This window comes from Pseudomonas sp. KH_027 (assembly GCF_057838565.1).
In genome coordinates this window covers 3,051,039-3,067,016 of sequence record NZ_CM174470.1, presented here as the reverse complement: position 1 = coordinate 3,067,016, position 15,978 = coordinate 3,051,039, and the positions used below count along the sequence as shown (strand labels likewise).

Annotated in this window: 13 protein-coding genes and 2 tRNA genes; all 15 read left to right on the top strand. The window is 62.3% G+C overall.

Annotated features, from left to right (window positions below; genetic code table 11):
• Positions 1-7: 7 nt before the first annotated feature.
• The 15 genes from AC3IYG_RS14410 to AC3IYG_RS14340 all read left to right on the top strand — a co-directional run bounded on the left by AC3IYG_RS14410 (position 8) and on the right by AC3IYG_RS14340 (position 15,961).
• Positions 8-772: an ABC transporter ATP-binding protein gene (locus AC3IYG_RS14410; protein ID WP_489309468.1), complete on the top strand. Its 765-nt coding sequence runs from the start codon at positions 8-10 to the stop codon at positions 770-772.
• 79 nt (positions 773-851) lie between these two features.
• Entirely contained in the window at positions 852-1,832 is a 981-nt protein-coding gene (gene argR / locus AC3IYG_RS14405; RefSeq protein WP_489309466.1) for a transcriptional regulator ArgR, read from the top strand.
• Positions 1,833-2,203: 371 nt separating this feature from the next.
• The gene (locus tag AC3IYG_RS14400) at positions 2,204-3,424 is read left to right on the top strand and encodes an aspartate aminotransferase family protein (protein ID WP_489309464.1); all 1,221 of its coding nucleotides are present in this window, start codon (positions 2,204-2,206) and stop codon (positions 3,422-3,424) included.
• Positions 3,425-3,581: 157 nt separating this feature from the next.
• Complete coding sequence (aruF, locus tag AC3IYG_RS14395; protein WP_489309462.1) at positions 3,582-4,598, top strand: arginine/ornithine succinyltransferase subunit alpha; 1,017 nt, start codon at positions 3,582-3,584, stop codon at positions 4,596-4,598.
• Between the two features lie 11 nt (positions 4,599-4,609).
• Positions 4,610-5,647: an arginine N-succinyltransferase gene (gene astA / locus AC3IYG_RS14390; protein ID WP_489309460.1), complete on the top strand. Its 1,038-nt coding sequence runs from the start codon at positions 4,610-4,612 to the stop codon at positions 5,645-5,647.
• A complete protein-coding gene (astD, locus tag AC3IYG_RS14385) occupies positions 5,644-7,110 on the top strand; it encodes a succinylglutamate-semialdehyde dehydrogenase (protein ID WP_489313918.1) in 1,467 nt (488 codons plus the stop codon). The genes astA and astD overlap by 4 nt, the downstream gene beginning before the upstream one ends.
• On the top strand, positions 7,107-8,462 hold the full coding sequence (gene astB / locus AC3IYG_RS14380) for an N-succinylarginine dihydrolase (protein WP_489309458.1): 1,356 nt from the start codon (positions 7,107-7,109) through the stop codon (positions 8,460-8,462). Before astD ends, astB begins: the two co-directional genes overlap by 4 nt.
• Before the next feature lie 13 nt (positions 8,463-8,475).
• Positions 8,476-8,760: a topoisomerase II gene (locus tag AC3IYG_RS14375; RefSeq protein WP_489309456.1), complete on the top strand. Its 285-nt coding sequence runs from the start codon at positions 8,476-8,478 to the stop codon at positions 8,758-8,760.
• Between the two features lie 27 nt (positions 8,761-8,787).
• Positions 8,788-9,798 carry a succinylglutamate desuccinylase gene (gene astE, locus AC3IYG_RS14370; protein WP_489309454.1) on the top strand — a complete coding sequence of 337 codons (1,011 nt, stop codon included), beginning with the start codon at positions 8,788-8,790 and terminating at the stop codon, positions 9,796-9,798.
• 221 nt (positions 9,799-10,019) lie between these two features.
• Complete coding sequence (gene ltaE, locus AC3IYG_RS14365) at positions 10,020-11,024, top strand: low-specificity L-threonine aldolase (protein WP_489309452.1); 1,005 nt, start codon at positions 10,020-10,022, stop codon at positions 11,022-11,024.
• A 264-nt stretch (positions 11,025-11,288) separates the two neighbouring features.
• The gene (gene alaS, locus AC3IYG_RS14360) at positions 11,289-13,913 is read left to right on the top strand and encodes an alanine--tRNA ligase (protein WP_489309450.1); all 2,625 of its coding nucleotides are present in this window, start codon (positions 11,289-11,291) and stop codon (positions 13,911-13,913) included.
• A 99-nt stretch (positions 13,914-14,012) separates the two neighbouring features.
• Positions 14,013-15,248 (top strand): aspartate kinase, encoded by a 1,236-nt coding sequence (locus AC3IYG_RS14355; protein WP_489309448.1) that lies wholly within the window; start codon positions 14,013-14,015, stop codon positions 15,246-15,248.
• A gap of 192 nt (positions 15,249-15,440) precedes the next feature.
• Positions 15,441-15,626: a carbon storage regulator CsrA gene (csrA, locus tag AC3IYG_RS14350; RefSeq protein WP_003283978.1), complete on the top strand. Its 186-nt coding sequence runs from the start codon at positions 15,441-15,443 to the stop codon at positions 15,624-15,626.
• 61 nt (positions 15,627-15,687) lie between these two features.
• Positions 15,688-15,778 (top strand) — tRNA-Ser (locus AC3IYG_RS14345).
• A gap of 106 nt (positions 15,779-15,884) precedes the next feature.
• Positions 15,885-15,961, top strand: a tRNA-Arg gene (locus AC3IYG_RS14340).
• The last annotated feature ends 17 nt before the right edge of the window (positions 15,962-15,978 follow it).

Sequence of the window (15,978 nt, the reverse complement as noted above, 5' to 3'; positions counted from 1 at the left end):
CGAAACCATGTACAAACTTGAAGTTCAAGACCTGCACAAACGTTATGGCACTCACGAAGTGCTCAAGGGCGTGTCCCTGGCGGCCAAGGCTGGTGACGTGATCAGCATCATCGGCTCCAGTGGCTCGGGCAAAAGCACCTTCCTGCGCTGCATCAACCTGCTGGAACAGCCCCACGGCGGCAAAATCCTGCTCAATGGCGAAGAGCTCAAGCTGGTGCCGAACAAGGAAGGCGCGCTCAAGGCCGCTGATCCAAAACAGCTGCAGCGCATGCGTTCGCGCCTGTCCATGGTGTTCCAGCACTTCAACCTGTGGTCGCACATGAGCGCCCTGGAAAACGTCATGGAAGCTCCGGTGCATGTGCTCGGCATGTCGAAGAAAGACGCGCTGGAAAAGGCCGAGCATTACCTGGCCAAGGTCGGCGTGGCACATCGCAAGGACGCCTACCCGGCGCACATGTCCGGTGGCGAGCAGCAGCGCGTGGCGATTGCCCGTGCGCTGGCGATGGAGCCGGAAGTGATGCTGTTCGACGAGCCGACCTCGGCGCTCGACCCGGAGCTGGTGGGCGAGGTGCTCAAGGTCATGCAGGACCTGGCGCTGGAAGGCCGGACCATGGTGGTGGTGACCCACGAGATGGGCTTTGCCCGCGAAGTCTCGAACCAGTTGGTGTTCCTGCACAAAGGCGTGGTCGAAGAGCGCGGTTGCCCGAAAGAAGTACTGGTCAATCCGCAGTCCGACCGTCTCAAGCAGTTCCTTTCCGGTAGCTTGAAGTAACCCCGGGCACTGAAAATACACTGATGACGCCCCATTTGGGCGCACACGGCATGTTCATCACTGCCAACAGAGCCTAGCCATGACTGCTCACCGAATTGGTTTTCTCCTCTGGCCCAACACCAAGGCAATGACTTTGGCGTTGGCGGAGGAGGCGTTGCGTGTCGCCCAGCGTGTCCATCCCGACGTGGTTTACGAGCTGCTTTTCCTGCAGGCCGAGCCGATGCCGGAGGGTGCCTGGCGCCTGCCCGGCGAGCCCTGGGCTGGCAAGCTGGAGGGCTGTCAGAAGCTCTTTCTGTTGGCCGATGAGCCGCCGACCCATCTCGCTCCAGCCTTGTCCAGTGCGCTCAAGCAGCTGGTGCGGGCGGGTTGTGTGATTGGCGCGATCTCGGCCGGGGTCTATCCGTTGGCCCAGCTCGGCTTGCTCGATGGTTATCGGGCCGCGGTGCACTGGCGCTGGCAGGACGACTTTACCGAGCGCTTTCCCAAGGTGATCGCCACCAGCCATTTGTTCGACTGGGACCGTGATCGCCTGACGGCCTGCGGCGGCCTGGCGGTGCTCGATCTGTTGCTGGCGGTGCTGGCCCGCGATCACGGGGCTGAGTTGGCCGGTGCGGTGTCGGAAGAGCTGGTGGTCGAGCGCATTCGTGAAGGCGGTGAACGCCAGCGCATTCCCCTGCAGAACCGCCTGGGTTCCAGCCATCCGAAGCTGACCCAGGCCGTGCTGCTGATGGAAGCGAATATCGAAGAACCGTTGACCACCGATGAAATCGCCCAGCATGTCTGCGTTTCGCGCCGCCAGCTGGAGCGCATCTTCAAGCAGTACCTCAATCGCGTGCCCAGCCAGTACTACCTGGAACTGCGCCTGAACAAGGCGCGCCAGCTGCTGATGCAGACCAGCAAGTCGATCATCCAGATCGGCCTGTCCTGCGGTTTTTCCTCTGGTCCGCACTTCTCCAGCGCCTACCGCAACTTCTTCGGCGCCACCCCCCGCGAAGATCGCAACCAGCGCCGCAGCAGCAGCCCCTTCGAGCTCACCTCCATGCCGGTCGAGCGCGGCTAGGAGCGGGCCATGGCCGCGAAAGGTATATCGCGGCCATGGCTCGCTCCTGCGGGTTTTGCGTTTTTCCAATGCGTGCCGTGCAACGGCTAACTCAGGCTATTGGCGAATTTTCTCTGGCCCTGCCTAACTGTGCCGAACAGCGTTTAAACTGCCGCTTCCAGCTCGTGTGAAAACTACGGCAAGTTTTACTCGCAGCGCTCTCGCGCAGTCTGATCGCGATGCTTTCTGTCGCATTTCCATAAGCGCTGGAATTCCCCGGGTTGGCGCTATAAGAAGTTGTCGCATGACGGCAATGCCCACTCCAATTCAGTCCCTACAATTCATTTCATCGCCAGCCGTTCAGGCCGGCGGTTCTTGTCAGGAGAGCTTCGATGTCCGTTGAGCATGTACAGGTAGAACGCGCCGATTTCGATAAGGTGATGGTTCCCAACTACGCCCCTGCAGCCTTCATCCCGGTGCGCGGCGAGGGTTCCCGCGTCTGGGATCAGAGCGGTCGCGAACTGATCGACTTCGCCGGCGGCATCGCCGTGACGTCCCTGGGACATGCGCATCCGGTATTGGTCAAAGCCTTGACTGAACAGGCGCAGCAGCTCTGGCACGTCTCCAACGCCTTCACCAACGAGCCGGCCCTGCGTCTGGCGCACAAGCTGGTCGACGCCACATTCGCCGAGCGCGTGTTCCTCGCCAACTCCGGGGCCGAGGCCAACGAAGCGGCCTTCAAGCTGGCGCGCCGCTACGCCCATGACGTTTACGGTCCGCAGAAGTTCGAGATCATCGCCGCCAGCAACAGCTTTCACGGTCGTACCCTGTTCACCGTCAACGTCGGTGGCCAGCCGAAGTATTCCGATGGTTTCGGGCCGAAGATCGCCGGCATCACCCATGTGCCGTTCAACGACCTGGAGGCACTGAAAGCCGCCATTTCCGACAAAACCTGTGCCGTGGTGCTCGAGCCGGTGCAAGGCGAGGGCGGCGTACTGCCGGCCGACAAGGCTTACCTGGAAGGCGTGCGCAAGCTGTGCGACGAGCACAACGCATTGCTGGTCTTCGACGAAGTACAAAGTGGCATGGGCCGCAGCGGCGAACTGTTCGCCTATATGCATTACGGCGTGACGCCGGACATCCTCTCCAGCGCCAAGAGCCTGGGCGGCGGTTTCCCGATTGGCGCGATGCTGACCACCAGCAAGATCGCCCTGCATTTGGCCGTCGGCACCCACGGCACCACCTACGGCGGCAACCCGCTGGCGACCGCGGTGGCCGGTGCGGCGCTGGATTTGATCAATACCCCGGCGGTGCTCAATGGCGTCAAGGCCAAGCACGAGCGTTTCAAGGTGCGCCTGGATCGTATCGGCGCGCAGTACGGCATCTTCAGCGAAGTGCGCGGCCTCGGCCTGCTGATCGGTGCGGCCTTGACTGATACCTGGAAGGGTAAGGCCAAGGACGTGCTCAACGCTGCCGAGAAGGAAGGCGTCATGGTGCTGCAGGCTGGCCCGGACGTGGTGCGGTTTGCCCCGAGCCTGGTGATTCCGGATGCGGATATCGACGAAGGCCTGGATCGTTTCGAGCGTGCCGTAGCCAAGTTGACCCAGGCCTGACGGCTGTACCGGGACGCTGAAGCTTCTTCCGTTGTTGAGGGAGGGGCTTTAGCCGCGAGCTCTTGATCTTGAAGAGCTCGCGGCTAAAGCCGCTCCTACAGGGTTGTAGTGTCGGCGCTCCATTTTTCCAATACCGAATTTTTTAAGGAGTAACACCATGCTGGTGATGCGCCCTGCGCAAATGGCTGATCTGGCCGACGTGCAACGTCTGGCCGCGGACAGCCCGGTTGGTGTTACTTCGCTGCCGGACGATGCCGAGCGCCTGAGCGACAAGATCGTCGCTTCCGAGGCCTCGTTCGCGGCCGAGGTCAGCTTCAATGGCGAGGAGAGCTACTTCTTCGTCCTCGAAGACACCGAGAGCGGGCGCCTGGTCGGCTGCTCCGGCATCGTTGCATCGGCCGGTTATTCCGAGCCGTTCTACAGCTTTCGCAACGAAACCTTCGTGCATGCCTCGCGCTCGCTGTCGATCCACAACAAGATCCACGTGCTTTCGCTCTGCCACGACCTGACCGGCAACAGCTTGCTGACCAGCTTCTACGTCGAACCGTCGTTGGTGAACTCACCCTGGGCCGAGCTCAACTCCCGTGGCCGCCTGCTGTTCGTCGGCAGCCACCCGGAGCGCTTCGCCGATGCGGTGGTGGTGGAGATAGTCGGGCACAGCGATGAAAACGGCGATTCGCCGTTCTGGGACGCGGTGGGGCGCAACTTCTTCGACCTCAATTACGCCGAGGCCGAGCGCCTTTGCGGCCTGAAAAGCCGCACCTTCCTCGCGGAACTGATGCCGCATTACCCGATCTACGTGCCGTTGTTGCCGGACGCCGCCCAGGAAGCCATGGGCCAGGTCCATCCGCGAGCGCAGATCACCTTCGACATCCTCATGCGTGAAGGTTTCGAGACCGATCATTACATCGACATTTTCGACGGCGGGCCGACCCTGCATGCGCGCACCTCGGGCATTCGCTCGATCGCCCAGAGCCGTGTCGTACCGGTACGGATCGGCGACCCCGGCAAAGGCGGGCGCCCCTACCTGGTGGCCAACGGCCAATTGCAGGACTTCCGTGCGATTGTCGTCGAGCTGGATTGGGTGCCGGGCAAACCGGTCACCCTGAGTCTTGAAGCCGCCGAGGCCTTGGGCGTCGGCGAGGGTGCCAGCGTGCGCCTGGTTGCGGTTTAAGAGGATTTCCTATGATCGTTCGTCCAGTCCGCAGTGCCGATTTACCGGCCCTCATCACTCTCGCGCGCAGCACCGGCGCCGGCCTGACCACGTTGCCGGCCAACGAAGAGCGCCTGGCGCACCGCGTCGGCTGGGCGGAGAAAGCCTTCCGTGGCGAGGCCGAACGCGCCGATGCCGACTACCTGTTCGTCCTCGAGGATGACGACGGCCAGGTGGTCGGCATCTCGGCGGTCGCCGGCGCCGTCGGCCTGCGCGAGCCTTGGTACAACTATCGCCTGGGGCTGACTGTCAGCGCCTCGCAGGAACTGAATATCTACCGCGAGATCCCCACGCTGTTCCTCGCCAACGACCTGACCGGCAATTCCGAGCTGTGCTCGCTGTTCCTGCAGGCGGACCATCGCACCGGGCTGAACGGTCGCCTGCTGTCGAAGGCACGCTTTCTGTTCATCGCCGAGTTCCCGCAGCTGTTCGGCAGCAAGGTGATCGCCGAGATGCGCGGCATGTCCGATGAGAATGGCCGTTCGCCATTCTGGGAAAGCCTCGGCCGGCACTTCTTCAAGATGGAGTTCTCCCGCGCCGATTACCTGACCGGGGTCGGCAACAAGGCCTTCATCGCCGAGTTGATGCCGAAGTTTCCGCTCTACACCTGCTTCCTCTCGGAAGAGGCACGCAACATTATTGGCCGTGTCCATCCCGATACCGAGCCGGCGCTGGCCATGCTCAAGACCGAAGGTTTCAGCTACCAGGGTTATGTCGATATCTTCGATGCCGGCCCGGCCATCGAAGCCGAGACCGCGAAGATCCGCGCCGTGCGCGACAGCCAGGCGCTGGTGCTGGCGATCGGCACGCCCGGCGATGACGCCACGCCGTTTCTGATCCATAACCGCAAGCGCGAGAACTGCCGCATCACCGCCGCCCCGGCGCGAATGGCGGCCGGCACTCTGGTGGTCGACCCTTTGACCGCCAAGCGCCTGCAACTCACCGCCGGCGAGCAAGTGCGTGCGGTGCCGCTGTCGGCCTCGGCGCCAGCGAACAAGGAGCTGATCTGATGAATACCCATTACATTGCCGGCACCTGGCAAGCTGGTCAGGGCGAGGCGCTGAAGTCGTTGAACCCGGTGACCCAGGCCGAGGTCTGGGCTGGCCTGGCGGCCACGGCGGCGCAAGTGGAGGCGGCGGTACAAGCCGCTCGCGCGGCGTTCCCGGCCTGGGCCAAGTGCTCGCTGGAAGAGCGCATCGCCGTGCTGGAGCGCTTTGCTGCTGCACTCAAGGCGCGCGGCGAGGAGCTGGCCCATACCATCGGCGAGGAAACCGGCAAGCCGCTGTGGGAATCCGCGACCGAAGTGACCAGTATGGTCAACAAAGTGGCCATCTCGATTCAGAGCTACCGCGAACGCACCGGCGAAAAGAGCGGCCCGCTGGCCGACGCCACGGCGATATTGCGGCACAAGCCGCATGGCGTGGTCGCGGTGTTCGGCCCCTATAACTTTCCCGGTCACCTGCCCAATGGCCATATCGTGCCGGCATTGCTGGCCGGTAACGCGGTGATCTTCAAACCCAGCGAGCTGACCCCGAAGGTCGCCGAGCTGACGGTCCAGTGCTGGATCGAAGCCGGCCTGCCGGCAGGCGTGCTCAACTTGCTGCAAGGCGCCCGCGACACGGGCGTGGCCCTGGCCGGCAACCCGGGTATCGATGGGCTGTTCTTCACCGGTTCGAGCCGCACCGGCAACCTGCTGCATCAACAGTTCGCCGGCCGCCCGGACAAGATCCTGGCGCTGGAAATGGGTGGCAATAACCCGCTGATCGTCGATCAGGTCAGGGACCTCGATGCGGCGGTCTATACCATCATCCAGTCGGCCTTCATTTCCGCCGGCCAGCGCTGCACCTGTGCCCGCCGCCTGCTGGTGCCGCAGGGCGCCTGGGGCGACATGCTGCTGGCGCGCCTGGTGGCGGTGGCCGCGAGCATTCAGGTCGGCGCCTTCGATGCGCAACCGGCACCCTTCATGGGTTCGGTGATTTCGCTGGATGCCGCGCGGCATCTGCTCAAGGCTCAGGAGCATCTGCTGGCTCAGGGGGCCACGCCCTTGCTGGCGATGACTCAGCCTCTGGACACTGCAGCCTTGCTGACGCCGGGCATCCTGGATGTCACCGCCGTGGGCGAGCGCCCCGACGAAGAGTTCTTCGGCCCGCTGCTGCAAGTGATCCGCTACGCTGATTTCGACGGCGCGATTCGCGAAGCCAACGCCACTCAATATGGCCTGGCGGCTGGCTTGCTGTCGGATTCGCGCGAGCGCTACCAACAGTTCTGGGTCGAGAGCCGTGCCGGCATCGTCAACTGGAATAAACAGCTGACGGGCGCCGCCAGCACCGCACCTTTCGGTGGCGTCGGCGCCTCCGGCAACCATCGCGCCAGCGCCTACTATGCGGCCGATTACTGCGCTTATCCGGTGGCCTCGCTGGAAAGCGAAAGCCTCAGCCTGCCTGCAACCCTGACCCCGGGAGTCAGCCTATGACTGTCAAGAATGCCTATGAAGTCAACTTCGACGGTCTAGTCGGGCCGACTCACAACTACGGTGGCCTGTCCTATGGCAACGTTGCCTCGCAGGGCAACAGCCAGCAGCTCTCCAGCCCTAAGGAAGCTGCCAAGCAAGGCCTGGCGAAGATGAAGGCGCTGATGGAGATGGGCTTCAAGCAGGGCGTGCTGGCCCCGCAGGAGCGCCCGGATGTTGCCGCGCTGCGCAGCCTGGGGTTCGGCGGTACGGATGCGCAGGTGATCGAGCAGGCGGCGAAAGACGCCATGCCATTGCTGGTTGCCAGCTGCTCGGCCTCGAGCATGTGGACCGCCAACGCGGCGACCGTCAGCCCGAGTGCCGACACCGCCGATGGCCGTGTGCATTTCACCGCCGCCAACCTCAATTGCAAATACCATCGCAGCCTTGAGCATCCGACCACCAGTCGTATTCTCGGCGCCATGTTCGCCAACCCGCAGCATTTCGCCCATCACGCGGCGCTGCCGGCGGTGGCGCAGTTCGGCGACGAAGGCGCGGCCAACCACACGCGCTTCTGCAAGAGCTACGGTGAGGCCGGCGTGGAGTTCTTCGTGTTCGGCCGCAGCGCCTTCGATAGCCGTTTCCCGGCGCCGCAGCGTTACCCGGCGCGGCAAACCCTGGAAGCCAGCCAGGCGGTCGCGCGCCTGCATGGCCTGGGCGAAGACGGCGTGGTCTACGCCCAGCAGAACCCGGCGGTGATCGATCAGGGCGTATTCCACAACGACGTGATCGCCGTGGGTAACGGCGAAGTGCTGTTCCACCACGAAGATGCCTTCCTCGACACTCAGAAGGTATTGGCCGAGCTGCACGACAAACTCGGTCGACGCGGCGGGCGTTTCAGCGCCGTGTGCGTGCCGCGCGAGGCGGTCAGCGTCGAAGACGCCGTGCACTCCTACCTGTTCAACAGCCAGCTGCTGTCGCGTGCCGACGGTTCGATGCTGTTGATCGTGCCGGAGGAGTGCCGCAACAACGAGCGCGTCTGGAATTACCTGTCGCGCCTGACCGCCGAAGATGGCCCGATCCGCGAGGTGAAGGTTTTCGATCTCAAGCAGAGCATGCAGAACGGCGGTGGCCCGGCTTGCCTGCGCCTGCGGGTGGCGCTCAACGAGGGCGAGCTGAACGCGGTGAATCCGGGTGTGATCATGACCCCGACGCTGTATGACACCCTCAACGTCTGGGTCGACAAGCACTACCGTGACCGTCTGGCCGAAACCGACCTGGCCGACCCGCAATTGCTGGTCGAATGCCGTTCGGCATTGGATGAACTGACGCAGATCCTTAAACTAGGCTCTGTGTATCCATTCCAGATCAATTAAGAGTCCTGCAACCATGTCCGATAGCCTGCAACTGATCCTCGAAGACACCGACGGCACCCAGCTGGAAACTTCCTGCACACGCTTTGCCGTGATCTGGCAGGGCAAGGAAGTCTGGATTCAACAGGATGGTCGCGGCCAGTTGATCATCGGCGTGGATGTCGAGGAGGGCGACGCCGAGTACGCCAACCTGCTGCTGCGTCCGCTGGCGACCAATCTGGTCAGCCTGGAGCTGGAAATGGAGCCGGCAGACGGTGGCGACGAGCATGTGCACGGTCCGGACTGCGGCCACGATCACTAAGCCATAACCAGTAGCGGGAAGCATCCTATGTTAGCCCTTGGCAAGTTGCTTGAACTGACCCTGGCGGGCCACGAGCCCGCTGCCAAGATTCAACTGACCGCCGAGGGTGCACGTTTGCGCTGGCTGGCCGAAGGCGCACTGGAAGTAACGCCGCCCGGCGCCACCGACAGTGGCCTGGACCTGCTGCTCTCGGCCGGCGTGCATGGCAATGAAACCGCGCCGATCGAACTGCTCGATCGCCTGCTGCAAGGTATCGCTCGCGGCGAGCTGAAACCGCGGGCTCGGATTCTGTTCCTGTTCGGCAATCCCGAGGCCATGCGCCGTGGCGAGCGCTACATCGAGCAGGACATCAACCGCCTGTTCAATGGCCGGCACGAGCTCTCCAGCGGTTTCGAAGCGCTGCGCGCTGGCGAGCTGGAGCGCCTGAGTGCGACCTTCTTCAGCAAGCCGCAACGCAGCCGCCTGCATTACGACCTGCACACCGCCATCCGTGGCTCGAAAATCGAACAGTTCGCCCTCTATCCCTGGCGCGAAGGCTGCACCCACTCGCGGCTGGAGTTGGCTCGCCTGCGGGCTGCGGGGATCGCTGCGGTACTGTTGCAGAGCAAGGGCTCGATCACCTTCAGCTCCTACACCTACGCCAAGCTGGATGCCGAGGCCTTCACCCTGGAACTGGGCAAGGCGCGGCCCTTCGGGCAGAACCAGCAGGTCAACCTCGATCAACTGGAAGTGCGCTTGCAATGCCTGATCGAGGGCCGCGAGCCGCCATTGGAGGGGGCTGACCTGGACGGTTTGCAGCTGTTCGCGGTGGCCCGCGAGGTGATCAAGCGCAGCGACAGGTTTACCCTGCATCTGCCGGCGGACATCGAGAACTTCAGCGAACTGCCGCAGGGCTATCTGCTGGCCGAGGATGTGGCCGGCACACGCTGGATAGTCGAGGAGGAGGGCGCGCGCATCATCTTCCCTAATCCGAAAGTGAAGAATGGCCTGCGCGCCGCGATTCTGGTGGTGCCGACTAGCGCCGATAGCTTGGCGTAGGCTGGGTTAGCGGCGTAAGCAAATCCGCAACAACCCACGCGAGTGCAAACGCCGCGTAACCCAGCATTGCGAGGGCATCGGCATTGGCGTATCGCTGGGTTACGGCGCGTCAGAGATTGCCGAACGGCTACGAGTCGGGGTGCGCCTAACCCAGCCTATCCTTGTCTGTCCCCTTGGGGCGCTTTAGCATCAGGCTTTTCGCCCATTCAGGAGCCCGCCCCATGTCTGTTATCGATCTGCGCAGCGACACCGTCACCCAGCCCAGCGCTGGCATGCGGCAGGCGATGCTGAGCGCGGAGGTTGGCGACGATGTGTATGGCGAAGATCCGACGGTCAATCGCCTGGAGCAGTACCTGGCTGGCCGCCTGGGCTTCGCCGCAGGCCTGTTCGTACCCACTGGCACCATGAGCAACCTGCTTGGCTTGATGGCGCACTGCGAGCGTGGCGATGAGTACATCGTCGGGCAGGAAGCACATACCTATAAATACGAGGGCGGCGGCGCGGCCGTGCTCGGGTCGATCCAGCCGCAGCCGTTGGTGGCCGAGGTCGATGGCACGCTCGACCTGGCCCGTGTGGCGGCGGCGATCAAGCCGGACGACTTCCATTTCGCCCGCACCCGCTTGCTGGCCTTGGAAAACACCATGCAGAGCAAGGTGTTGCCCTTGGCGTACCTGGCTGCCGCCCGGCAACTCACCCTTGAGCATGGCCTGGCCTTGCATCTGGACGGTGCCCGGCTGTACAACGCGGCGGTCAAGCTGGGGGTGGATGCGCGGCAGATCACCCAGCACTTCGATTCGGTTTCGGTCTGTCTCTCCAAGGGCCTGGGCGCGCCAATCGGTTCGGTGCTGTGCGGCAGCACGGAGCTGATCGGCAAGGCGCGGCGCTTGCGCAAAATGGTCGGTGGTGGCATGCGTCAATCCGGCATCCTCGCGGCGGCGGGCTTGTACGCCTTGCAGCATCAGGTCGAGCGCCTGGCCGATGACCACGCCAATGCCGCCACCCTGGCGGGCGGGCTGCAGGAGCTGGGGTATACAGTCGAGCCGGTGCAGACCAATATGGTCTACGTGCGGGTCGGTCCGCAGGCACAGGCTCTCAAGGCCTTTCTGGCCGAGCGCGGGATCAAGGTCAGCGCTGCCGAGCGTCTGCGCCTGGTGACGCACCTGGATGTTTCCAGCGCCGACATTCATCAAGTGGTCGAGGCATTCGCCGCCTTTCGTCAGCACTGAGCGGCAAACCCGTTCAATAGCGGCTAACTATCGTACAAAGACACTGTACCGAACCCTCTGGGCCGATATAATGCGGCCCTTTGCCGGCAATCCGTTGAAAACTACTGAGCCTCGGTGATGCTGGGTTAAAAACAGGGGCGGAATGCTCATTGACTGCAGTCAACTCCGCTTTCTCGCCCTGTTTTTGCCTCGCCTGACCTGCGCTCGCTACGTTTTCAATAGAGCATAAATAATCTGATCGCCGCCTTTCCCGTGGAAGAACCTATGAAAAGCGCAGAAATCCGTGAAGCCTTCCTCCGCTTCTTCGAAGAGCAGGGTCACACCCGAGTCGCCTCCAGCTCTCTGATCCCGGGCAACGACCCGACCCTGCTGTTCACCAACGCGGGGATGAACCAGTTCAAGGACTGCTTCCTGGGCCAGGAAAAGCGCGCCTACACCCGCGCCGTCAGCAGCCAGAAGTGCGTTCGCGCCGGCGGCAAGCACAACGACCTGGAAAACGTCGGTTACACCGCGCGCCACCACACGTTCTTCGAAATGTTGGGCAACTTCAGCTTCGGCGACTATTTCAAGCGCGATGCGATCAACTACGCCTGGCAGTTCCTGACTTCCGACAAGTGGCTGAACCTGCCCAAGGACAAGCTGTGGGTGACGGTCTACGCCAGCGATGACGAGGCCTACGACATCTGGACCAAGGAAGTCGGCGTGCCGGCTGAGCGCATGGTGCGGATTGGCGACAACAAAGGCGCACCGTACGCTTCCGACAACTTCTGGACCATGGGCGATACCGGCCCGTGCGGGCCTTGCACCGAGATTTTCTACGATCACGGCGCCGATATCTGGGGCGGCCCACCCGGCTCGCCGGAAGAAGACGGCGATCGTTATATCGAGATATGGAACAACGTTTTCATGCAGTTCAACCGTACCGCGGACGGCGTGCTGCACCCGCTACCGGCGCCGTCGGTGGACACCGGCATGGGCCTGGAGCGGATCAGCGCCGTGCTGCAACACGTGCATTCGAACTACGAGATCGACTTGTTCCAGAGCCTGCTGAGCGCCTGCGCCAAGGCCATTGGCTGCAGTAACGACGCCCAGCCGTCGCTGAAAGTGGTCGCCGACCACATCCGTTCCTGTGGCTTCCTGATCGCCGATGGTGTGACGCCGTCCAACGAAGGCCGTGGTTATGTGCTGCGCCGCATCGTCCGGCGCGCCTGCCGCCACGGTAACAAGCTGGGCGCCAAGGGCAGCTTCTTCTATCAGATCGTCGCCGCACTGGTGGCGGAGATGGGTGAGGCGTTCCCAGAGCTCAAGCAGCAGCAAGCGCATATCGAGCGCGTGCTGAAAACCGAAGAAGAGCAATTCGCCAAGACCCTGGAGCAGGGCCTGAAGATTCTCGAGCAGGATCTGGCCGAGTTGCAGGGTACGGTGATTCCGGGCGAAGTGATCTTCAAGCTGTATGACACCTTCGGCTTCCCGATGGACCTGACCGGTGACATCGCCCGCGAGCGCGAGCTGACCCTGGATGAAGCTGGCTTCGAGCGCGAGATGGAAGCCCAGCGCGTGCGTGCGCGCTCGGCCAGCGCCTTTGGCATGGATTACAACAGCCTGGTCAAGGTCGACAGCGAAACCCGCTTCACCGGCTACGAAGGTACTTCGGGTGCCGGCCAGATCGTTGCGCTGTTCAAGGCCGGCCAGGCCGTCGAACAACTGAACGAGGGCGAAGAGGGCGTGGTCGTTCTCGATCAAACGCCGTTCTACGCCGAGTCCGGTGGTCAGGTTGGCGATAGCGGCTACTTGCACGCCGCTGGCGTGCGTTTCGACGTGCGTGACACCACCAAAGCCGGCGGTGCCTTCCTGCATCACGGCATCGTCGCCCGGGGCGGTCTCAAGGTTGATGCGCCGCTGAGTGCGGAGGTCGACGCCGGCGTGCGTCAGGCCACCGCGTTGAATCACTCGGCCACCCACCTGCTGCACGCGGCTTTGCGCCAGGTGCTCGGCGAGCATGTGCAGCAGAAAGGCTCGTTGGTCGACAGCCAGCGCTTGCGCTTCGACTTCAGCCACTTCGAGGCGATCAAGCCCGAACAGTTGAAGGCGCTGGAAGACATCGTCAACGCCGAGATTCGCAGGAATTCCGCGGTCGAGACCGAGGAAACCGACATCGAAACCGCCAAGAACAAGGGGGCAATGGCCTTGTTTGGCGAGAAGTATGGCGACAATGTGCGCGTGCTGAGCATGGGCGGCGATTTTTCCGTCGAACTGTGCGGCGGTACCCACGTTGCCCGTACCGGTGACATCGCCCTGTTCAAGATCACCAGCGAAGGTGGTGTGGCGGCAGGCGTGCGGCGCATCGAAGCAGTCACCGGCGCGGCTGCGCTGGCGTACCTGAACGGTGCCGAAGAACAGCTGAAGGAGGCCGCGGCGCTGGTCAAGGGCAGCCGCGACAACTTGCTGGATAAGCTGGCTGGCCTGGTCGAGCGCAATCGCCAGTTGGAGAAAGAGTTGGAGCAACTGAAGGCCAAGGCTGCCAGTGCGGCCGGCGACGACATGTCCAGTTCGGCCATCGAGATCAAGGGTGTGAAAGTCCTGGCTGCGCGCCTGGACGGTCTGGACGGCAAGGCACTGTTGGCGCTGGTCGATCAACTGAAGAATAAACTCGGTCGGGCGGTGATCCTGCTCGGCGGCGTGTTGGATGACAAGGTTGTGCTGGTCGCGGGCGTCACCCAGGATCTGACCGCCCAGTTGAAAGCCGGTGAGCTGATGAAACAGGCCGCTGCGGCGGTCGGCGGCAAGGGCGGCGGTCGTCCGGACATGGCGCAGGGCGGTGGCGTTGATGCCGCGGCACTGGATGCTGCGCTGGCCTTGACCGTGCCTTTCGTCGAACAAGGTCTTTAACCGTTGGCTCGCGTGGCCCGCCCGACGCCCGGCGGGCCTTGGCGCTGAGCCGAGTTGAATGTTTAATGGGCGCCCTTCATGGGCTGAGGCGGCTTTGAAATGGCTTTGATCGTACAGAAGTTTGGAGGCACCTCCGTCGGCACCGTCGAGCGTATCGAGCAGGTGGCCGAGAAGGTCAAGAAATTCCGCGAAGCGGGCGATGATCTGGTGATTGTGTTATCCGCCATGAGTGGCGAAACCAATCGCCTGATCGACCTGGCCAAGCAGATCAGCGAACAACCGGTGCCGCGTGAGCTGGACGTGATGGTCTCCACCGGTGAGCAGGTGACCATTGCCTTGCTGACCATGGCGCTGATCAAGCGTGGCGTGCCGGCCGTTTCCTACACCGGGAACCAGGTGCGCATCCTGACGGACAGCGCGCACAACAAAGCGCGTATCCTGCAGATCGACGACCAGAAAATCCGTGCCGACCTCAAGGCCGGCCGTGTCGTGGTGGTTGCGGGTTTCCAGGGGGTGGATGAGCACGGCAATATCACCACCCTCGGGCGTGGTGGTTCAGACACCACCGGTGTGGCCCTGGCGGCCGCGCTGAAGGCCGATGAATGCCAGATCTACACCGATGTGGATGGCGTCTACACCACCGACCCGCGCGTCGTGCCGCAGGCTCAGCGTCTGGACAAGATCACCTTCGAGGAAATGCTGGAAATGGCCAGCCTCGGCTCCAAGGTGCTGCAGATCCGCTCGGTGGAGTTCGCCGGCAAGTACAACGTCCCGCTGCGCGTGCTGCACAGCTTCCAAGAGGGGCCGGGCACCCTCATTACTATTGATGAAGAGGAATCCATGGAACAGCCGATCATCTCCGGCATCGCCTTCAACCGCGACGAAGCCAAGCTGACCATCCGTGGCGTGCCGGATATCCCTGGCGTGGCCTTCAAGATCCTCGGCCCGATCAGTGCCGCGAATATCGAAGTGGACATGATCGTGCAGAATGTCGCGCACGATAACACCACGGACTTCACTTTCACCGTACACCGCAACGACTACCAGAGCGCCCAGCAGGTGCTCGAGCAGACCGCACGCGAGATCAATGCGCGGGAAGTCAGCGGCGACTTGAAGATCGCCAAGGTTTCCATTGTCGGCGTCGGTATGCGCTCCCACGCGGGCGTGGCCAGTCGCATGTTCGAAGCCTTGGCCAAGGAGAGCATCAATATCCAGATGATCTCCACCTCGGAAATCAAGGTGTCGGTGGTGATCGAAGAGAAATACCTGGAGTTGGCAGTGCGTGCATTGCACACCGCTTTTGAATTGGACGCCCCAGCCCGACAGGGTGAGTGAGGCGTTGCCCGAAAGGCGCGGTTGATCCCGCGCCTTTTGTCATTTTGGCGTAGGTAGCGGAACTTTTTTTCTGTCTACACTAGTCAATACTTGGGTGAAGGTCCCCAGCGCTTGATATTCGCGGGGGCTGCCACCATTTTAATTTTGCAGACTGTTTGTTGTCCTGAACTGTAATCCGTAAGGAGAAAGGGAATGCTGATTCTGACTCGACGGGTCGGAGAGACCCTGATGGTGGGTGACGATGTCACTGTCACCGTGCTGGGCGTGAAAGGTAATCAGGTGCGTATTGGTGTGAATGCGCCCAAGGAGGTCGCTGTACACCGCGAGGAAATCTACCAGCGCATCCAGAAAGAGAAAGACCAAGAACCAAGCCACTAATTTTTATCAATTTTTGGCTTTGCAAACGGGGAAAACATGGATATCATGCGCCCCGTGTTGCGGAGAGGTGGCCGAGTGGCCGAAGGCGCTCCCCTGCTAAGGGAGTACATCTCAAAAGGGTGTCGGGGGTTCGAATCCCCCCTTCTCCGCCATTATTCATGCCGAAGTTGATGTTTTGGTTTTTGCGGTAAGTGATTGAATTTACTGAAAAAATTAGTTGACCGTCAGATTCGAAGCTTTATAATTTAAGCAACTTTTGCACTCATAGCTCAGCTGGATAGAGTACTCGGCTACGAACCGAGCGGTCGGAGGTTCGAATCCTCCTGAGTGCACCATATTCAACGGGTGGTTT

Bases quoted from the DNA above. Each gene is read 5' to 3' on its own strand.
- AC3IYG_RS14410 (WP_489309468.1), top strand. From the start codon at position 8: ATGTACAAACTTGAAGTTCAAGACCTGCACAAACGTTATGGCACTCAC.
- argR (WP_489309466.1), top strand. From the start codon at position 852: ATGACTGCTCACCGAATTGGTTTTCTCCTCTGGCCCAACACCAAGGCA.
- AC3IYG_RS14400 (WP_489309464.1), top strand. From the start codon at position 2,204: ATGTCCGTTGAGCATGTACAGGTAGAACGCGCCGATTTCGATAAGGTG.
- aruF (WP_489309462.1), top strand. From the start codon at position 3,582: ATGCTGGTGATGCGCCCTGCGCAAATGGCTGATCTGGCCGACGTGCAA.
- astA (WP_489309460.1), top strand. From the start codon at position 4,610: ATGATCGTTCGTCCAGTCCGCAGTGCCGATTTACCGGCCCTCATCACT.
- astB (WP_489309458.1), top strand. From the start codon at position 7,107: ATGACTGTCAAGAATGCCTATGAAGTCAACTTCGACGGTCTAGTCGGG.
- AC3IYG_RS14375 (WP_489309456.1), top strand. From the start codon at position 8,476: ATGTCCGATAGCCTGCAACTGATCCTCGAAGACACCGACGGCACCCAG.
- astE (WP_489309454.1), top strand. From the start codon at position 8,788: ATGTTAGCCCTTGGCAAGTTGCTTGAACTGACCCTGGCGGGCCACGAG.
- ltaE (WP_489309452.1), top strand. From the start codon at position 10,020: ATGTCTGTTATCGATCTGCGCAGCGACACCGTCACCCAGCCCAGCGCT.
- alaS (WP_489309450.1), top strand. From the start codon at position 11,289: ATGAAAAGCGCAGAAATCCGTGAAGCCTTCCTCCGCTTCTTCGAAGAG.
- AC3IYG_RS14355 (WP_489309448.1), top strand. From the start codon at position 14,013: ATGGCTTTGATCGTACAGAAGTTTGGAGGCACCTCCGTCGGCACCGTC.
- csrA (WP_003283978.1), top strand. From the start codon at position 15,441: ATGCTGATTCTGACTCGACGGGTCGGAGAGACCCTGATGGTGGGTGAC.